Below are 17,805 nucleotides of genomic sequence, written 5' to 3'. Positions count from 1 at the left end.
GCGAAGGCCCGGGCGGACACCGTGTGGTGTCGGCCCGGGCCTCTCACGTGCTGGATGCGACGTCAGCCGATGTGGCTCGACGTCGCGCCGTCACTCGGCAGCGGCTGTCGCGGGCTCGGACTCGCCGTGACCCGCACCACCGCGGCCGGCACCGCCACGACGGCGACGGCGCGGCGGACGCGACCCACCCTCGGCGGCGTCGGACCCACCGTCGGGGCCGTTGCCGGCAGGAGCCGACGACTCGGAGCCACCGGCCTCGCCTGCGGCACCGGCGGCTGCAGCGCCGGCGCCACGGGTGCGACGGCGGTTGCGGCTGCGGCGGGGGCGGCTCTCGCCACCCTCGGCGGCCGGCGTCTCACCGGCGTCGGACGAGTCGGACGAGCCTGCCGAGCCGGACGAGCCGTTCGCCTCGGCGTCTCCGCGGCCGCGGTCGGAGCGCGAGCGCCCACGGTCGCCGCCACGGTCACCGCGCTCACCCCGGTCACGGTCGCCGCGACCGGCTCCGGCGCCCGCGCCGGACTTGCCGTGGCGCTTGCCCGTCTCACCGAGGTCCTCGATCTCCTCGGCACCGAGGCCCGCGAGCTTCTGCTGCGAGCGACGCAGGCGGCCCTTGGCGTCGGTGGGGATGTCGAGGTCGCTGTAGAGGTGGTCGGAGCTCGAGTAGGTCTCCTGCGGCTCGGGGATGCCGAGGTCGAGCGTCTTGTTGATGAGCGCCCAGCGGTGCAGGTCGTCCCAGTCGACGAAGGTCACCGCGACGCCGGTGTTGCCGGCGCGGGCCGTGCGGCCGATGCGGTGCAGGTAGGTCTTCTCGTCCTCGGGGCACTGGTAGTTGATGACGTGCGTGACGTTCTCGACGTCGATGCCGCGGGCCGCGACGTCGGTGGCGACGAGGATGTCGACCTTGCCGTTGCGGAAGGCGCGCAGCGCCTGCTCGCGGGCACCCTGCCCGAGGTCACCGTGGATCGCGGCAGCCGCGAAGCCACGCTCGACGAGCTCGTCGGACACCTTGGCGGCGGTGCGCTTGGTCCGGCTGAAGATGATCGTCAGCCCTCGGCCGTTGGCCTGGAGCATGCGCGAGAGCATCTCGACCTTGTCCATGGCGTGCGCACGGTAGACGAACTGCTCGACGGCCTTGACCGTGTGGGCGTTCTCGTTCTCGTCGCCCATCGCGCGGATGTGCGTCGGCTGGGACATGTAGCGACGGGCGAGGGCCACGATGGCTCCCGGCATCGTCGCGGAGAAGAGCATCGTCTGGCGCGAGGCCGGCGTCAGCGACATGAGGGTCTCGACGTCCGGCAGGAAGCCGAGGTCGAGCATCTCGTCGGCCTCGTCGAGCACGACGGTGCGCGCCTGCGACAGGTCGAGGTGACCCTGCTTGGCCAGGTCGATGAGGCGGCCGGGCGTGCCGACGACGACCTCGACGCCCTTCTTGAGGGCCTCGATCTGCGGCTCGTAGGCGCGGCCGCCGTAGACGGTGAGGACGCGGACGCCGCGCTTGCGGCCGGCCCGCTCGAGGTCGCTCGCGACCTGGACGGCGAGCTCGCGCGTCGGGGCGACGGCGAGGGCCTGCGGCTTGCCCGGACGGGCCTGCTCGTCGAAGCCGGCGTCGCCGGGGGCGAGGACGCGGTTGAGGATCGGCACGCCGAACCCGAGGGTCTTGCCGGTGCCGGTCTTGGCCTGGCCGATGATGTCGTGGCCACCGAGGGCGACCGGCAGCGTCATCGCCTGGATGGGGAAGGGGTGGACGATCCCGTGCTCGGCGAGCGAGGCGACGATGTCGGGGTGGACGTCGAAGTCGGCGAAGGTCAGCTCGGGGGCGACCGGCTCCTCGGCCGCGGGGGTGAGCGGCTCGGCCGACTCGGTGGGGGCCTCGGGAGCCGTGTCCGCGACCGTCTCGGCGACGGTGGGCTCGGGCGCGTCCGTGGCGACCCCCGCGTCGGCGGGGGTCTCGTGGGGCTGGGTCATGGGCATCTCTCGATCGGCACGAGCACCCCGACGGTGCGGGAGCTCAGTGGCGCGTGACGGGCCGATCGGAGACTGTCAGGGACGGTGGGTGGCTCTCGCACTGCTTGGACGCGGTGCGGGCTCCACCGGTGCGCGGGGACTCCGCGAGCACCATCTGGGCAAACCATCGGGCCGACCGGGCACCGAGTTGTCAAGCCCAGTCTACCGGCATGCGGGCAGAACGCCCGAACTCCTTCACTAGATTGGGCGCATGAGCGACGACGCGACGCCCGGACCCCAGGTCGACACGGACCATGGGAGCCGCGAGGAGAGCACCGACGAGCCCGGCTACCTCGCCGCCGTCACGGACCTGCTCGGTGCGCTCGCGTACGGCGAGCTGCGTGCCTTCAGCCAGCTGGCCAAGGACGCCGAGCTCGCGCCCACGCTGCATCACAAGTCGGCGCTCGCCGTCCTCGCCGCCCACGAGCTGAAGAACTACTCGGTGCTCACCGAGCGCCTCCAGTCCCTCGGCGTCGAGCCGGAGTCGGCCATGGAGCCGTTCGTGCCGGCGGTCGACGCCTTCCACGAGCGCACGGCCGCCTCCGACTTCCTCGAGGGACTCGTCAAGGCCTATGTCGGCGAGGGCATCGCCCAGGACTTCTACCGCGAGATCTCGCGCTACGTCGACGAGGACACGCGCGCGCTCGTCGTCAGCGTCCTCGAGGACACCGGTCAGGCCGACTTCGCGGTCACCGTCGTCCGCGAGGCCATCGCCGCCGACCCGCGCCTCGCGGGCCGGCTCGCGCTCTGGGGCCGTCGTCTCGTCGGCGAGGCCATCACCCAGGCCCAGCGCGTCGGCGTCGAGCGGGACGCGCTGGCCAGCATCCTCGTCGGGGCCCCCGGGCGCGCCGGGGCCGACCTGGCCGAGCTCGGCCGCATGTTCGCCCGTCTCACCGACGAGCACTCCCGCCGGATGGAGCGCCTCGGCCTGTCGGCCTGAGGGGGCGTATGCCGCCCTCCCGGCCACCGACGGAGGCCGCGGTCCCTCGGACCGGGCGACACGGCATACGCCACGCGGTGGGCGGACATGCCGAAGGGCCCGACCGCGTGCGGTCGGGCCCTTCGGTCGTGCGGTCGGTCAGACCGACTTGTGGCTCATGCGGCCGTAGAGAACGATGATGATCGCCGCCACGATGGCGCCGAGGATCAGCGGGATCCACGCGATACCTGAGTTGTTGGAGTAACCGAGCTGGCGCACGACGAACGTCACGAGGACGTTGGCGACGATGCCGATGAGGATCGTCACGACGAGCGAGATGTTCTGCTTGCCGGGGAGGATCAGACGGCCGAGTGCACCGATGATGGCACCGACGATGATGGCCCCGATGATTGTTCCGATCATGTGACGCTCCTTCTGGCCGCCACAGGGGCGACCGCTTGGTCCGCGAGGGGTGCGGACAACACATGCGACGAGATCAATGTCCCATCGCGTGGGGCTGGTGTGGTGGATGTGGCGCCTGCCAATTCCACGGGGATTCGCCCGCGAGGGGACGAAGGGGACGAGCGACCCGGGTCGGGAGCCCGTCCGAAAGCGTCAGCGCGTCTGGCGGTTGCCGGTGATCATGCCGTAGCCGACGATGAGCGCGGCTGCGACGACGACGCCGATCAGGCCGGAGATCCAGTCGATCCCCTTGGTGTCGTTGACACCGGTGGCCTTGTAGTAGATGAACGCGCCGATCAGGGAGCCGATGGCACCGAGGATGACGGTGAGCAGGACACTCATGTCCTGCTTCCCGGGGAGCACCAGCCGGGCGAGCGGTCCCACGATCGCACCCGCGACGAGGGCGGCAAGGATGGTTCCGATCATGTCTACGCTTCCTCCTTCGAGCCCGCAGGACGGGCGGCGACGACCCGGCGATCCCGGCTCGTTCCTCCACCTTGTACCCGCATGGTCGCTCCGGGCCACACCCCGACGGAGGACGTGTCGGGACGCCGGCTCGGCGGGCATGACGAAGGCCGCCGACCGTGGTGGTCGGCGGCCTTCGTCATGCCTGGACGGCCCGTCCTCGGGCTGTGGTCCTCCGGCGGGTCGCGGCGGTCGCCTTGGCCGGTACCGGGAATGTCGGCGGGGTCGTGCTCCTCGGACGCGTTCAATGAGCGCCGAAGCCGACGCCCGACTTGCGCTCGGCACCCGTCGTCACGTAGCCGATCGAGGCGGACGGGACCATGATGCGACCGCCCTTGTCGTCGGTCAGCTCGAGGGCCTCGGAGCCGAGCGACGCCTTGACGGCGGCGAAGATCTCGTCGCTGCTCTGGGTCGTCTCGAAGGTGATCTCGCGTGCCACGTTCTGCACGCCGATGCGGACCTCCACGTCAAACCTGCTTTCTCAGTTCTGGTGGACGCGGTCGACCGCGTCCTGTCGTCACCTTAACGAGCCGGCGTGCCGACCGATTCCCTGGCCGCGCCGCCGGGCCTGTCGCCCTCGTCGCCGCGGCCGTCGCCCCGTCCGACGACCGGGAACGCACCGAAGCCGCGGCGGATGAGCGCAGCGGTGAGGCGCACGGCCGTCTCCTTGGAGAGCGTCGCCTCGTGGGTCAGCCAGTGGCGGGCCGACGTCTGCGCCAGGCCGACGAAGGCCACGCCGACGAGGACGGCCTCCTCCTGGTCCATCGAGGTCTCGCTGCGGATGATCTCGGCCATCGCCTCGGCGCACGTGAGGTCGATCTGGTCGAGACGGCGGCGCACCTCGGGCTCGTTGGCGAGGTCGGACTCGAAGATGAGCCGGAACGCCGCGCCCTCCTGGCCGACGAAGTCGAAGTAGGCGCGCGTCATCGTGTTGATGCGGGCCTTGTTGTCCGACAGGGCCAGGGCGTCGCGAACGAGCTGCTCGAGCTCGCCGGTGTGCTGGTCGATGAGCGCGAGGTAGAGCTCGAGCTTGCCGGGGAAGTGCTGGTAGAGCACCGGCTTGGACACCCCGGCCCGCGCGGCGATGTCGTCCATCGCGGCAGCGTGGTAGCCGTTCTCGACGAAGACGCCGAGAGCGGCGTCGAGCAGCTGGGCGCGCCGCTCCGATCGGGGCAGCCGCTGGCCGCGGCCCGGCGGGGTGGTCTCGTCTGCCATGCGGATCCTCTTCGGGTGTGGGCGCGTTGCTCGTCGGTCCTCGGCGTCCGCCCCCGCAGACGACCGTGTCCGTCTCACCATACCGAGCAGTACGGTGAGGGCATGTCGACGGATCCGCTGGTCAAGACGGGTCGGGCGCTCAGCAAGGCCGAGACGACGAGGTACGCCCGCCACGTGCTGCTGCCCGACGTGGGCCGGGACGGACAGGAGCGCCTGGCGGCCGCCCGGGTGCTCGTCGTCGGTGCCGGTGGTCTCGGGTCGCCCGCGCTGCTCTACCTCGCCGCCGCCGGGGTCGGCACGATCGGGGTCGTCGACGCCGACGTCGTGGACCTCACCAACCTCCACCGTCAGGTCATCCACTCGGACGCCGACATCGGTCGACTCAAGACCGAGTCCGCGGAGGCCGCCGTCCACCGCGTCAACCCGCACGTCGAGGTGGTCCGACACGACGTCGCGCTCGACTCGGCCAACGCCCTGGGGATCATCGGCGACTACGACCTCGTGGTCGACGGCACCGACAACTTCCCGACCCGCTACCTCGTCAACGACGCCTGCGTCATGCTCGGCAAGCCGCACGTGTGGGGCTCGATCCTCCGCTTCGACGGCCAGGTCTCGGTGTGGTGGGCCGGTCAGGGGCCGTGCTACCGCTGCGTCTTCCCCGAGCCACCGCCGCCCGGTTCGGTGCCGAGCTGCGCCGAGGGCGGCGTGCTCGGGGTCCTGTGTGCCGCCATCGGGTCGATCCAGTCGACCGAGGCGATCAAGCTCCTGCTCGGCATCGGCGAGCCGCTCGTCGGCCGGCTCGTGGTCCACGACGCGCTGCGCCAGACCTGGGACACCCTGACGGTCCGGGCCGACCCCGAGTGCCCGGTCTGCGGCGACGAGCCGACCGTCACCGAGCTCATCGACTACGTCGAGTTCTGCGGCGTGCCCGGTGCCGCCGCCCACGACGAGGGCGACCTGCCGACGGTCACCGTCCACGACATGGTGGGCGAGCTCGCCGCCGACGAGCCGCCCCTGCTCGTCGACGTGCGCGGTGACGAGGAGCGGGCCATCGCCTCGATCCCCGGCGCCGTCGCGATCCACCTCGACCGCTTCCGGTCCGGGGAGGCGTTCGACGAGCTGCCCACGGACAGAAGGGTGCTCATCCACTGCAAGGTGGGTGGCCGATCGGCCGAGGCGACGCGGCTCGCGCTCCGCGCGGGGCTCACGGACGTCGCGAACGTCGAGGGCGGCATACTCGCCTACCTCCGGGAGATCGACCCGAGCCAACCCGAGTACTGAGAGGACGCCCGTGCCGCTGGAGGACCACGCCGAGCGCGTGCTCGACCTCGTCGCGACCATCCCCGAGGGGCGGGTGCTCGCCTACGGCGACATCGCCAAGCGTCTCGGCGGCATGGGTCCGCGCACGGTCGGCACCGTGATGAGCCGCTACGGGTCCGACCTGCCGTGGTGGCGGGTCATCCGCTCCGACGGTCGGCCGCCGCAGGGGCTCGAGGACGAGGCCCTCGAGCACTGGCGGGCCGAGGGGACGCCCATGGTGGGCGGGCTCGTCGAGGGTGGCCGCGCCGACATGGGCCGCGCGCGCTGGGACTTCGGCGGAGCGCCGGCGGCGTCCGGTGCCGCCGGGGGAGCGGTGCCGCGCGGCGGCCTGCACCACATCGAGATCTGGGTCGACGACATCACCGCTGCCACGCGCGAGTGGGGCTGGCTGCTCGGACGACTCGGCTACCACCTCGGTGACGACTGGGGGCACGGACAGGCGTGGGAGCTCGGCTCGCTCTACGTCGTCGTCGAGGCCGGGCCCGACGTCGTCGCCGGACGCCATGAGCGCACCCGCGCGGGCCTGAACCACCTTGCCTTCCACGGCGGTTCGCGCGCCGAGGTCGACGCGCTCGTCGACGCCTGCGGCGAGGGCGGCTGGACGCTGATGTTCGCCGACACCCACCCGTATGCCGGTGGCCCGCAGCACTACGCCGCCTACCTCGAGAGCGGCGAGGGCTTCGAGGTCGAGGTCGTCGCGGCTGACACCTGACGCCGGATCCCGGACGCACGGCCCCGTCCGGACGTCGGGACCCCTGCCGGGACCTTCGGCCCTGCCGGTCGGGGCCGCGGCGCGTGAGGGTGGGAGAGCGGCCCGTGGCTGTGGGTCGCTCACGAGGGTGACGCCACGTCGTCAGCCAGGTCACCAAGGAGACGGTCCGATGGTCACGTCCACGTATGCCTCGGCGCCGGGCAGCGCGAGCACCGCGGTGACGGGGGCGGACCCGTCGTGGGCCCGCCTCTACCGGATCGGTGGGGTCTGCGCCGGTGTCTTCGTCGTCATGGTGACGGCCGGCATCGTCCTGGCCGTGGCGGCTCCGGCCGCGCCCACCGAGGGCGGCGAGGCCACGCTCGCCCACATCGCCGCGCACCGATCGCTCTACGTCGTCCAGCAGCAGCTGTGGCTCGTCCCGGGAGTCTTCGCCGCGGTGGTCTACCTGTCGCTCTTCCCGGCGCTCAAGCACCTCGACCGGAGCCTGGCCGCCCTGGGCGCGGCCATCGGTGGCGGAGCCTGGGCACTCACCCTGACGATCCCCACGACGACGACGGGCGCGCCGGCCCTCGTCCACCTCAGCGACCAGTTCGCCGTGGCCGGGCCCGCGCGTCGGCTCGCCCTCGCGACAGCGGCCGAGACGCTCATCGCCCAGAACCGCACGACGTCGGTCGTCGGGCCCCTGACGACCGTGGGCCTGCTCCTCGTCTCGGTCGTCATGCTCCGGGGGGTCTTCCCTCGCTGGGTGGCCTGGCTGGGGGTGGTCGCCGGGGTGCTCGGGATCGCGGCCGAGGCGCTGCGCACGGTCGTCGAGGGGTTCTACGTCGTCTACGGGGTCCTGCTGCCGATCTGGATGGCCGCAGTGGCCTGGCACCTCTACCGGCTCGGTCGCCAGAGAGTGATCAAGACTTGATTTGTTCCAGACAAGTCGGGAGACTCGGGACATGACCGGAGCCGACGTCGAGGTGCAGCTGCGCGAGGCGGGTCTGCGCGTCACGCGCCAGCGCGTCGCCGTCCTCTCGGTCCTGCACGACCACCCGCACACCGACACCGACACCGTCATCCGCCGCGTCCGCGAGGTCGCCGGCGACGTGTCCCACCAGGCCGTCTACGACGTCCTGCGCGCCCTCACCGACGCCGGTCTCGTGCGCCGCATCCAGCCGACGGGCTCCGTCGCCCGCTACGAGGTGCGTGTCGGCGACAACCACCACCACGTGGTGTGCCGCTCGTGCGGTGCCATCGCCGACGTCGACTGCGCCGTCGGCCACGCCCCCTGCCTCACGGCATCCGACCCTCACGGATTCGTGATCGACGAGGCCGAGGTGACGTACTGGGGCATCTGCCCTGCGTGCGCCGCCGAGGCCGCCTCCTGAAGTTGCCCACCCCAGAAAGAGAAGGACGTCCTCGTGTCTGAGCTCAACCAGCCCAACGCCGAAGTCGGCGAGATGAACGAGCCCGAGGCCAGCAAGTGCCCCGTGGCCCACGACCGGTCGACCCGCCCCGCGGGCACGAGCAACGAGGACTGGTGGCCCAACCGCCTCGACCTCAAGATCCTCTCCAAGAACCCCGCGGTCGCCAACCCGCTCGGTGACGACTTCGACTACGCCGCGGCCTTCACCAGCCTCGACCTCGCCGCCGTCAAGGCCGACATCGCCGCCGTGCTCACCGACTCGCAGGACTGGTGGCCCGCCGACTTCGGCCACTACGGCCCCTTCATGATCCGCATGGCCTGGCACAGCGCGGGCACCTACCGCGTGCAGGACGGTCGCGGCGGCGCGGGCTCCGGCCAGCAGCGCTTCGCCCCGCTCAACTCCTGGCCCGACAACGGCAACCTCGACAAGGCCCGCCGCCTGCTGTGGCCGGTCAAGAAGAAGTACGGCCAGAAGCTCTCGTGGGCCGACCTCATGGTCCTCACCGGCAACGTCGCCCTCGAGACGATGGGCTTCGAGACGTTCGGGTTCGGCGGCGGACGCGAGGACGTCTGGGAGCCGGACGCCGACGTCTACTGGGGCTCGGAGGCCGAGTGGCTCGGCGACGAGCGCTACACCGGTGACCGTGACCTCGAGAACCCCCTCGCCGCGGTCCAGATGGGCCTCATCTACGTCAACCCCGAGGGCCCCAACGGCAACCCGGACCCGCTCGCCGGGGCCCGCGACATCCGCGAGACCTTCGCCCGCATGGCGATGAACGACGAGGAGACCGTCGCCCTCATCGCCGGTGGCCACACCTTCGGCAAGACGCACGGCGCGGCCGACCCGCTGGAGTACGTCGGCAAGGAGCCCGAGGCCGCCGGCCTCGAGGAGCAGGGCCTGGGCTGGAAGCAGTCCTTCGGCTCGGGCAAGGGCAAGGACGCGATCACCTCAGGCCTCGAGGTCACGTGGACGCCCACGCCGACGCAGTGGGACAACACCTTCTTCGACATGCTCTTCGGCCATGAGTGGGAGCTCTCCCAGAGCCCCGCCGGCGCGGCCCAGTGGGTCGCCAAGGACGCCGAGGCCATCATCCCGGCGCCCGACGAGGGCGGCGCCAAGCGACTGCCCACGATGCTGACGACCGACCTGTCGCTCCGGGTCGACCCGGCCTACGAGCAGATCTCCCGCCGCTTCCACGAGAACCCCGCCGAGTTCGCCGACGCCTTCGCCCGCGCGTGGTTCAAGCTGACCCACCGCGACATGGGCCCGGTGGAGCGCTACCTCGGCCCCGAGGTGCCGCAGGAGGAGCTGCTCTGGCAGGACCCGCTGCCCGCCGCCACCGGTCAGGCGATCGGCGCCGACGACGTCGCGACCCTCAAGCAGGCCATCGCCGACTCCGACCTCACCGTCACCCAGCTCGTCAAGGCCGCGTGGGCGTCCGCGTCGACCTTCCGCAGCAGCGACAAGCGCGGCGGCGCCAACGGTGCCCGCGTGCGCCTCGAGCCGCAGAGCGGCTGGGACGTCAACGACCCCGCCGAGCTCGCGACCGTCCTGCGCGCCCTCGAGGGCATCCAGGCCGACTTCAACGGTCGCGGCGGGGCCACCGTGTCGGTCGCCGACCTCATCGTCCTCGGCGGCAACGTCGCGGTCGAGCAGGCCGCTGCCGCAGGCGGCGTCACGGTCGAGGTGCCCTTCCGCGCCGGCCGCGTCGACGCCACGCAGGAGCAGACCGACGTCGAGTCGTTCGGCTACCTCGAGCCGAGGCACGACGGCTTCCGCAACTACGTCGGCAAGCCCGGCCGCGTGCCGGCCGAGTACCTCCTCGTCGACCGCGCCAACCTGCTCGGCCTCTCGGCCCCGCAGATGACGGTCCTCGTCGGCGGGCTGCGCGTCCTCGGCGCCAACACCGGTGGCTCGACGACCGGTGTCCTCACCGACCGCGTCGGCACGCTGACGAACGACTTCTTCGTCAACCTGCTCGAGCTCGGCACGACGTGGACCGCTGCGAACGAGGGCGGCGACACGTTCACCGCGACGAACGCCGCCGGCGAGCAGACGTGGACCGGCAGCCGCGTCGATCTGCTCTTCGGCTCCAACTCCGAGCTGCGCGCCCTCGCCGAGGTCTACGCGAGCGACGACGCCGCCGAGAAGTTCGTCCACGACTTCGTCGCTGCCTGGTCGCAGGTCATGGAGGCCGACCGCTTCGACGTCAGGTGACGGCCTGAAGCACCGCACGGGGCCCGGGATGGCGTATGCCGTCCCGGGCCCTTCGCGTGCCCGCTCGCGCCGCGGGCGGCTGGGTCGAGGTCGCGTCACCGAGGGCCCTGGGCCCCGCCGAGGCAGGAGCGGGGCGCGCCCGCCGGGACGGGGCGGACGGCATACGCCATCGGGTCGTGCGCGGGTGTCGGTCGGGCGTGATGGAATCCTCCGGTGGTCATCCTCCGTCGAGCTCCCGCCCTCGCCCCGGCGCAGGTGCGGCTCGACGAGCGGCAGCAGGCCGCGCTCGACTCCTCGGCCCGGGTGCTGCGGGTCCTCGGCGGGCCGGGCACCGGCACGTCGACCGTCGCGGTCGAGCTCGTCGTCGACGCCGTGCGCCGTCAGGGGCTGCGGGCCGACTCGTGCCTCGTGCTCACCTCGAGCCGAAGCGCGGCCGGCGCGCTGCGCCAGCAGGTCACGGCGCGGCTCGGCGGCACGTCCACCGAGTCGCTCGCCCGGACGTGGCAGGCCTTCGGATTCGGGGTGCTCCGGGCCGAGGCGGCGCTGCGCGGCGACCCACCGCCCCGGCTGCTCAACGGCCCCGAGCAGGACGTCATCCTGCGCGACCTGCTCGCCGGGCACGCGTCGGGGGAGGTGCGCGGGCCGGCATGGCCCGAGCAGCTGCGCGAGGCGCTGACGACCCGCGGCTTCCGCAACGAGCTGCGCGACCTGCTCATGCGCTCGGTCGAGCTGGGGCAGGGCCCCGACGATCTCGCTCGGCTCGCCGACGAGCACGACCGGCCCGAGTGGGCTGCGGCGGCGCACGTGCTGCGCGAGTACGACCAGGTCACCTCGTTCAGCCGGCACGGCTCCTACGACCCCGCGTGGGTGCTCACCGCGGTGGCCGAGCTGCTCGACGACGACCCGTCGGCACTCGACCGGCTGCACGAGCGCATCCGCCTCGTCGTCGTCGACGACGCCCAGGAGCTGACGTCGGCAGCGGCGCGGCTGCTGCGCGTCGTCGCCCGCGCCGGTGGCCCTCGGGTGGTCCTCCTCGGCGATCCCGACGTCGCCGTCCAGACCTTCCGCGGCGCCGACCCGCGCTTCCTCGCCGACGGCTGGACCGACCTCGCGGGGAGCGGGCGCGACCCCCGCTTCGTCGGCGGGCTCTTCGACCTCATCGACGACGCCGGTGACGGTGCGAGCGAGACCGTCGTCCTCGACCGGACCCACCGGCTCGGCGCGGCCATGGTGGGGGTGGCCGACCGGGTCTCGCGGCGCATCGGGGCGCTCGGCGGCGGCGAGCAGCGCCGGATGTCGTCGGCGACCGGCGACCCGTCGCGGGGCACCGTCGAGGTGGCCCTGCTGCGCTCCGCCGCCCAGGAGACGGCTCACGTCGCGGCCCTGCTGCGCCGGGCGCACCTCGTCGAGGGCGTGCCCTGGACCGACATGGCCGTCATCGTGCGCGGATCGGGCCGCGCCGACGCGATGCGTCGCCTGCTCGGGCAGGCCGGGGTGCCGGTCCAGGCCGGCAGCGCCGAGACTCCGGTCCGCGACGAGAGCGCGGTGCGCCCGCTGCTGCACCTGCTCGACGAGAGCATCGCCATCGCTCGCGCCGAGCACCGCGGCGACACCCACGTCATCGACCCCGTGCGGGCCGCCGACCTCGTGCTGTCCCCCGTCGGGGGGAGCGACACCGTCGGGCTGCGACGACTGCGACGGCTGCTCCGACAGGACGAGCTCGCCTCTGGCGGTGGGCGGTCCAGCGACGAGCTGCTCGCCGAGCTGCTCCAGTCGCAGCCCCGCGCCCGGATGCTCGGGTCGACCGCCCGGCCCGCCGAACGCATCGCGACGGCGCTCGCCGCCGGCGCCGCGGCGGCGCGCGTCGCCGACGACGGCCGGTGGGCGCGCGGGGTCACGGCCGAGTCCGTGCTCTGGGCCATCTGGCAGGGCGCGGGGGTCGCCGACGGGTGGCGGCGACAGGCGCTCTCCGGAGGCACGTCGGGCGAGCGGGCCGACCGCGATCTCGACGCCGTGCTCGCGCTCTTCGACGCGGCGGGCGCGTTCGTCGACCGGCTGCCGACCGCCGGCCCCGACAAGTTCCTCGAGCACATCCAGGGTCAGGACGTCCCCGGCGACACCCTGCTCGTCGGCGGTCAGTCCGGGGGCCGGGTCGCGCTGCTGACGCCGCAGACCGCCGCCGGCCGGCAGTGGCGCATCGTCGTCGTCGCGGGGGTCCAGGAGGGCGTGTGGCCCGACCTGCGCCTGCGCGGCTCGGTCCTCGGGTCCGAGGACCTCGTCGACGTCGTCGCCCAGCGGCCGCTCGGCTTCCGCGCCGCCCAGGCCGCGGTGCGCTACGACGAGACGCGCCTCTTCCTCGTCGCCGTCACCCGCGCCACCGAGCGGCTGCTCGTCACCGCCGTCGGCAACGAGGACGAGCAGCCGTCGGTCTACCTCGACCTCGTCGACCCGCCTGCCACGACGCGTCTGGCCGACGAGGTGCGCCCGCACTCCGAGGTGGCGCGCACCATGACCCTGCCGGGGCTCGTCGGAGAGCTGAGGCGCGAGGCCGTCAGCCCCGACCCGGGCGTCGCCGAGCCGGCCCTCAACCTGCTCGCAGCCGCGGCGCGCGAGGGCGTGCGCGGGGCCGACCCGACCTCGTGGTGGGCGCTCCGGTCGGTCACGAGCGAGCGTCCCGTGCGCCGACCCGACGAGCCGGTGCCCGTGTCGCCGTCGAAGGTCACCTACTTCGCCGAGTGCGGGCTGCGCTGGTTCCTCACGTCGGTCGGTGGCGAGGGCGTCTCCCTCGGCGCAGCCTCCGTCGGCACCTTCGTCCACGACATCGTCGCCGAGCTGCCCGACGCGCCGCTCGAGGTGCTGAAGCACGAGGTCGACGCACGGTGGGGACGCCTGGGGCTCAAGCCCGGCTGGGTCACCGACCGCACCCACCAGGAGGCGCACGACATGGTGGCGCGGTTCGTCGCCTACCGGTCCGCCGCCGAGCGCGACTGGGAGCGCGTCGGGATCGAGTCCGACTTCCGGGTCGAGGTGGGGCGCGCCGTCGTGGCCGGGCGCGTCGACCGCATCGAGCGCGACGCCGAGGGGCGCCTGCGCATCGTCGACCTCAAGACCGGCAAGACCAAGCCGACCAAGGCCGAGCTGGCCCAGCACGGCCAGCTCGGGGCCTACCAGGTGGCCGTCGAGGAAGGCGGGTTCCCCGCGCTCGGAGACCGCAGTGCCGGGGCGGCGCTCGCCTTCATCGGCAAGGGAGGGCTCTCCGGGCTCAAGCCGAGCGTGCTGCCACAGCCACCGCTCGCGAGCAGCGACGATCCGACGTGGGCACGGACGCTCGTGCAGCAGACCGCCGAGGGGATGGGGGCGGCCGAGTTCCGGGCTGCGCAGGGCAAGGCCTGCGAGACCTGCCCGGTGCGGTCGTCGTGCCCCGTCCAGCCCGAGGGAGACGCCCTGTGACGACGACCGAGGCGCGCCCCGCGACGACGGTGGCGCACAGTGCGTTCGACATCGCGACGGCGCTCGAGATGCCGCCGCCCACGGCCGAGCAGGCCGCCGTCATCGAGGCGGGTGCCCGCCCGCTGCTCGTCGTCGCCGGCGCGGGCTCGGGCAAGACCGAGACGATGGCGGCGCGCGTCGTGTGGCTCGTCGCCAACGGCCTCGTCGACCCCGACCAGGTGCTCGGCCTGACTTTCACCCGCAAGGCCGCGGCCGAGCTCTCCCAGCGCATCGCCAAGCGCCTGCGAGGCCTCGAGCGGGCCGGCATCTGGACGCCGCCCGCCGACGACGGCACGGGCGCCGAGGTGCTCGGCGGCACGCCGACCGTCTCCACCTACCACGCGTATGCCGGCCGGCTCGTCCGCGAGCACGCCCTCCGGGTGGGCATCGAGCCGGAGTTCCGCATCCTCACCGAGGCCGGGGCGTGGCAGCTGGCTGCCGAGGCGGTGTCGCGCTGGGACGGCCCGATGGACGACGTCGTCAAGAGCGAGGCGACCGTCATCCAGGCCGTCATGGCGCTCGCCGGCGAGATGGCCGAGCACGTGCGCACGCCCGTCGACGTGATGGACCACCTCGACGCCGTGCTCGCGCGCCTCGACGCCCTGCCCGACGGCGAGGGCCGTGGGTCGCTCACCGCCGCGCGAGACGCGGTCGCCGTCCTGCGCGAGCGCCGCACGGTCCTGCCGATCGTCGAGGCCTTCCTCGCGCTCAAGCGCGAGCGCGAGTCCCTCGACTTCGCCGACCAGATGGCCATCGCGGCCCGGCTCACCCGTTCGGTGCCGGCCGTCGGCCAGATCGAGCGCGAGCGGTTCCGGGCCGTGCTGCTCGACGAGTTCCAGGACACGTCCGAGGCGCAGCTCGAGCTGCTCCGCTCGCTCTTCCACCACCCCGGGGTGGCGCTGACCGCCGTCGGCGACCCCAACCAGTCGATCTACGGCTGGCGTGGCGCGAGCGCCACCACCCTGCTGCGCTTCCCGTCCGAGTTCGGCGGCGACGAGGGCCCCGCCGACGTCCTGCCGCTGTCGACGAGCTGGCGCAACGACTCGCTCATCCTCGATGCGGCCAACGCCGTGGCCGCGCCGCTCGCGACCGAGCACGTGCAGCCGCTGCGGCCTCGGCCGGGCGCCGGGGTGGGGACGATCGAGGTGGCCCGGCTCGGGACCGCCGAGGAGGAGGCCGACCACCTCGCCGCCTGGATCGCCGCGCACTGGTTCAGCCCGAGCGGCCGGCGCACCGGCCGCAGCGCGGCCGTGCTGTGCCGGCGACGCTCGACCTTCCCCGTCGTCCTCGAGGCGCTGCGCCGCCACCAGCTGCCCGTCGAGGTCGTCGGCCTCGGTGGGCTGCTCGTCACCCCCGAGGTCAGCGACCTCGTCGCCGCCCTCTGGGTGGTGCAGGACCCCAGCCGCGGCGACCAGCTGATGCGCCTGCTGACCGGGCCCGTCGTCCGCCTCGGCGCGGCCGACCTGGCCGGGCTGTGGGCTTGGGCGCGTGAGCTGCACCGGCGAACGCCCCGCGTCGGGGCCGCCACCTCGACCGCACCCGACCAGCCGGCGGCCGGCAGCCCCGGCGCAGTCGCCGCGCAGCGGAGCCCGGGATCCGGGCCCTCCGGAGGCCGGCCACCCACGGGCGACGGCGCCCCGGCGGACGGCGTCGTGGCGGAGGTGGCGGGTGCCGATGGCGGCACGGCATCAGCCGATGACCGCCGGGGCTCCGACCTCGCGGCCGACAGCGCCGACACCGCCACGCTCGTCGAGGCCCTCGACGACCTGCCTCGCGCCGGGTGGACCGGACGCGACGGCGCCCGCATCGGCGACGAGGCGCTGGCCCGGCTGCACGACCTCGGCGACGTCGTGCGGCGGCTCCGTCGGCTCACGGCGCTGCCCCTCGTCGACCTCGTCGCCGAGGCCGAGGTCGCCATCGGGCTCGACATCGAGGTGCTCTCGCGGCCCGAGCACACGGCCTCGACCGCCCGCGTGCACCTCGACGCCTTCGCCGACGTCGCGGCGCGCTATGCCACGACCGCCGATCGACCCACCCTGTCCGGCTTCCTCAGCTGGCTCGACGCCGCCCGCGACCAGGAGCGCGGCCTCGACGCCGGGCACACCGAGTCCGACGCCGACGCCGTCCAGGTCCTGACCGTGCACGCGGCCAAGGGGCTCGAGTGGGACGTCGTCGCCGTCCCGACCCTCGTCGAGGGAGTCTTCCCGGCGCACGGCGCGACCGCGGTGGCGCCCGTCGCCGACAGCGAGCCCACGGCATACGCCTGCTCGGGTGACGTCAAGGACAAGGGCTGGCTCATCGGGCTCGACTCGCTGCCCTACGACCTGCGCGGCGACCGAGCCGGCCTGCCGCACCTCGACTGGCGCGGGGTGCCCGACCGCAAGGCGCTCAGCGCTGCCATCGACGCGTTCGTCCTCGACGGCGGGCGGCATGCCGTGGCCGAGGAGCGGCGCCTCGCCTACGTCGCGCTGACCCGCGCACGCGCCTCGATGCTCCTGACGACCCACCTCTGGGGTGCCACGAAGAAGACCCTGTCGGTGCCGTCGCGCTTCCTGACCGAGGTCGAGGAGACCCTGCCCGGGTCCGTCGTGCGCACCGCCTGGGCGCCGGACCCCGAGCCGGTCCTCGACGACAAGGGCAAGGCGTCGGCGCCGACCAACCCGCACCTCGCCGTCCCGATCTCACAGCTGTGGCCCCACGACCCGATGGGGGCGAGGCGCGCAGGCCTGCTCGACGCGCACCGACGGATCGCCGCCCTCGTCGACGCGGGTCCAACTGTGCCGCAAGGGGATCCGCGCGTCGACGACCTCCGCATCCTGCTCGCCGAGCAGGCGGCCCGGCGGTCTCGTGATGAGTCCGTCGTCGACGTCCCGCGCCACCTCTCGGCGTCCGCGGTCGTCTCGCTGGCCCGGGACGCGGAGGCGTTCGCGATGTCCCTCCGGCGTCCGATGCCGAGCCCGCCGGCCGTCGCCGCGCGGCAGGGCACGGCCTTCCACGCGTGGATCGAGGAGCACTACGCTCGCGCCGCGTTCGTCGACCTGCTCGACCTCCCGGGCAGCGCCGACGAGGGGGCGGCCGACGACGGCGACCTGGACGGGATGAAGGAGCGCTTCCTCGCCAGCGAGTGGGCCGACCGCATCCCCGAGGAGATCGAGATGTCGATCGAGACGGTCATCGACGGGATCGCCGTCCGCGGCCGGGTCGACGCCGTCTTCCCTCGCGACGACGGCGGTTGGACGGTCGTCGACTGGAAGACGGGTGCCAGGCCGACCGGGCGCGACGCGACCGTCCGCGCGCTCCAGCTCGCGGCGTATGCCGTCGCCTTCGCCCGGCTGCGCGGCGTCGACCCGTCGCTCGTCGACGCGGCGTTCTACTACGCGGGCGAAGGTGTCACGGTGCGTCCCGACCTCCCGGGCGAGGCCGCCCTCGTCGACCTGCTCCGCACCCTCCCCGACTAGCCCCCTCGAGTGAGCGCCCCGTCCCACTCGAGTGAGCGCCCTGTCCCACTCGAGTGGCCCCGTCGTCACACTCGATCCGGTCCGTCGGTGTGGGACCGGTGGGGTTCCGGGGCCACTCGACGGGAGTGACGG

Annotated in this window: 13 protein-coding genes; 8 read left to right on the top strand and 5 right to left on the bottom strand. The window is 73.4% G+C overall.

Annotated elements, in window-relative coordinates:
* Window positions 1-90 precede the first annotated feature (90 nt).
* Window positions 91-1,965 carry a DEAD/DEAH box helicase gene (locus tag ASH01_RS02125; protein WP_056770767.1) on the bottom strand — a complete coding sequence of 625 codons (1,875 nt, stop codon included), beginning with the start codon at window positions 1,963-1,965 and terminating at the stop codon, window positions 91-93.
* Between the two features lie 250 nt (window positions 1,966-2,215).
* On the opposite strand from ASH01_RS02125, the gene ASH01_RS02120 reads away from it, so the two are divergent.
* Complete coding sequence (locus ASH01_RS02120) at window positions 2,216-2,944, top strand: ferritin-like fold-containing protein (RefSeq protein ID WP_056770763.1); 729 nt, start codon at window positions 2,216-2,218, stop codon at window positions 2,942-2,944.
* A 138-nt stretch (window positions 2,945-3,082) separates the two neighbouring features.
* Here ASH01_RS02120 and ASH01_RS02115 read toward each other — a convergent pair whose 3' ends face one another.
* The 4 genes from ASH01_RS02115 to ASH01_RS02100 all read right to left on the bottom strand — a co-directional run bounded on the left by ASH01_RS02115 (window position 3,083) and on the right by ASH01_RS02100 (window position 5,065).
* On the bottom strand, window positions 3,083-3,346 hold the full coding sequence (locus ASH01_RS02115) for a GlsB/YeaQ/YmgE family stress response membrane protein (protein WP_056770758.1): 264 nt from the start codon (window positions 3,344-3,346) through the stop codon (window positions 3,083-3,085).
* Between the two features lie 192 nt (window positions 3,347-3,538).
* The gene (locus ASH01_RS02110) at window positions 3,539-3,811 is read right to left on the bottom strand and encodes a GlsB/YeaQ/YmgE family stress response membrane protein (RefSeq protein WP_056770754.1); all 273 of its coding nucleotides are present in this window, start codon (window positions 3,809-3,811) and stop codon (window positions 3,539-3,541) included.
* Between the two features lie 283 nt (window positions 3,812-4,094).
* A complete protein-coding gene (locus ASH01_RS02105) occupies window positions 4,095-4,316 on the bottom strand; it encodes a DUF3107 domain-containing protein (RefSeq protein WP_026864027.1) in 222 nt (73 codons plus the stop codon).
* Between the two features lie 56 nt (window positions 4,317-4,372).
* Complete coding sequence (locus ASH01_RS02100; protein ID WP_056770750.1) at window positions 4,373-5,065, bottom strand: TetR/AcrR family transcriptional regulator; 693 nt, start codon at window positions 5,063-5,065, stop codon at window positions 4,373-4,375.
* A gap of 102 nt (window positions 5,066-5,167) precedes the next feature.
* Between ASH01_RS02100 and moeB the strand changes: the two genes are divergently transcribed.
* The 7 genes from moeB (at window position 5,168) to ASH01_RS02065 (ending at window position 17,673) form a co-directional block, all read left to right on the top strand.
* Complete coding sequence (gene moeB, locus ASH01_RS02095; protein ID WP_056770746.1) at window positions 5,168-6,346, top strand: molybdopterin-synthase adenylyltransferase MoeB; 1,179 nt, start codon at window positions 5,168-5,170, stop codon at window positions 6,344-6,346.
* Between the two features lie 10 nt (window positions 6,347-6,356).
* The gene (locus ASH01_RS22325) at window positions 6,357-7,097 is read left to right on the top strand and encodes an MGMT family protein (RefSeq protein WP_082619347.1); all 741 of its coding nucleotides are present in this window, start codon (window positions 6,357-6,359) and stop codon (window positions 7,095-7,097) included.
* Between the two features lie 169 nt (window positions 7,098-7,266).
* Entirely contained in the window at window positions 7,267-8,010 is a 744-nt protein-coding gene (locus ASH01_RS02085; protein ID WP_056770743.1) for a DUF4386 family protein, read from the top strand.
* A gap of 31 nt (window positions 8,011-8,041) precedes the next feature.
* Window positions 8,042-8,470, top strand: a complete 429-nt coding sequence (locus ASH01_RS02080) for a Fur family transcriptional regulator (protein ID WP_056770740.1) — start codon at window positions 8,042-8,044, stop codon at window positions 8,468-8,470.
* A gap of 72 nt (window positions 8,471-8,542) precedes the next feature.
* Window positions 8,543-10,726: a catalase/peroxidase HPI gene (gene katG / locus ASH01_RS02075; RefSeq protein ID WP_235509534.1), complete on the top strand. Its 2,184-nt coding sequence runs from the start codon at window positions 8,543-8,545 to the stop codon at window positions 10,724-10,726.
* A gap of 213 nt (window positions 10,727-10,939) precedes the next feature.
* A complete protein-coding gene (locus tag ASH01_RS02070; RefSeq protein WP_056770732.1) occupies window positions 10,940-14,176 on the top strand; it encodes an ATP-dependent helicase in 3,237 nt (1,078 codons plus the stop codon).
* The gene (locus tag ASH01_RS02065) at window positions 14,173-17,673 is read left to right on the top strand and encodes an ATP-dependent helicase (protein WP_056770730.1); all 3,501 of its coding nucleotides are present in this window, start codon (window positions 14,173-14,175) and stop codon (window positions 17,671-17,673) included. The genes ASH01_RS02070 and ASH01_RS02065 overlap by 4 nt, the downstream gene beginning before the upstream one ends.
* Window positions 17,674-17,805: the final 132 nt, after the last annotated feature.

Source organism: Terrabacter sp. Soil811 (assembly GCF_001429655.1).
Classification (GTDB): Bacteria; Actinomycetota; Actinomycetes; order Actinomycetales; family Dermatophilaceae; genus Terrabacter.
The sequence above is the reverse complement of the archived record's forward strand: the minus strand, read 5'-3'. Positions and strand labels throughout refer to the sequence as shown.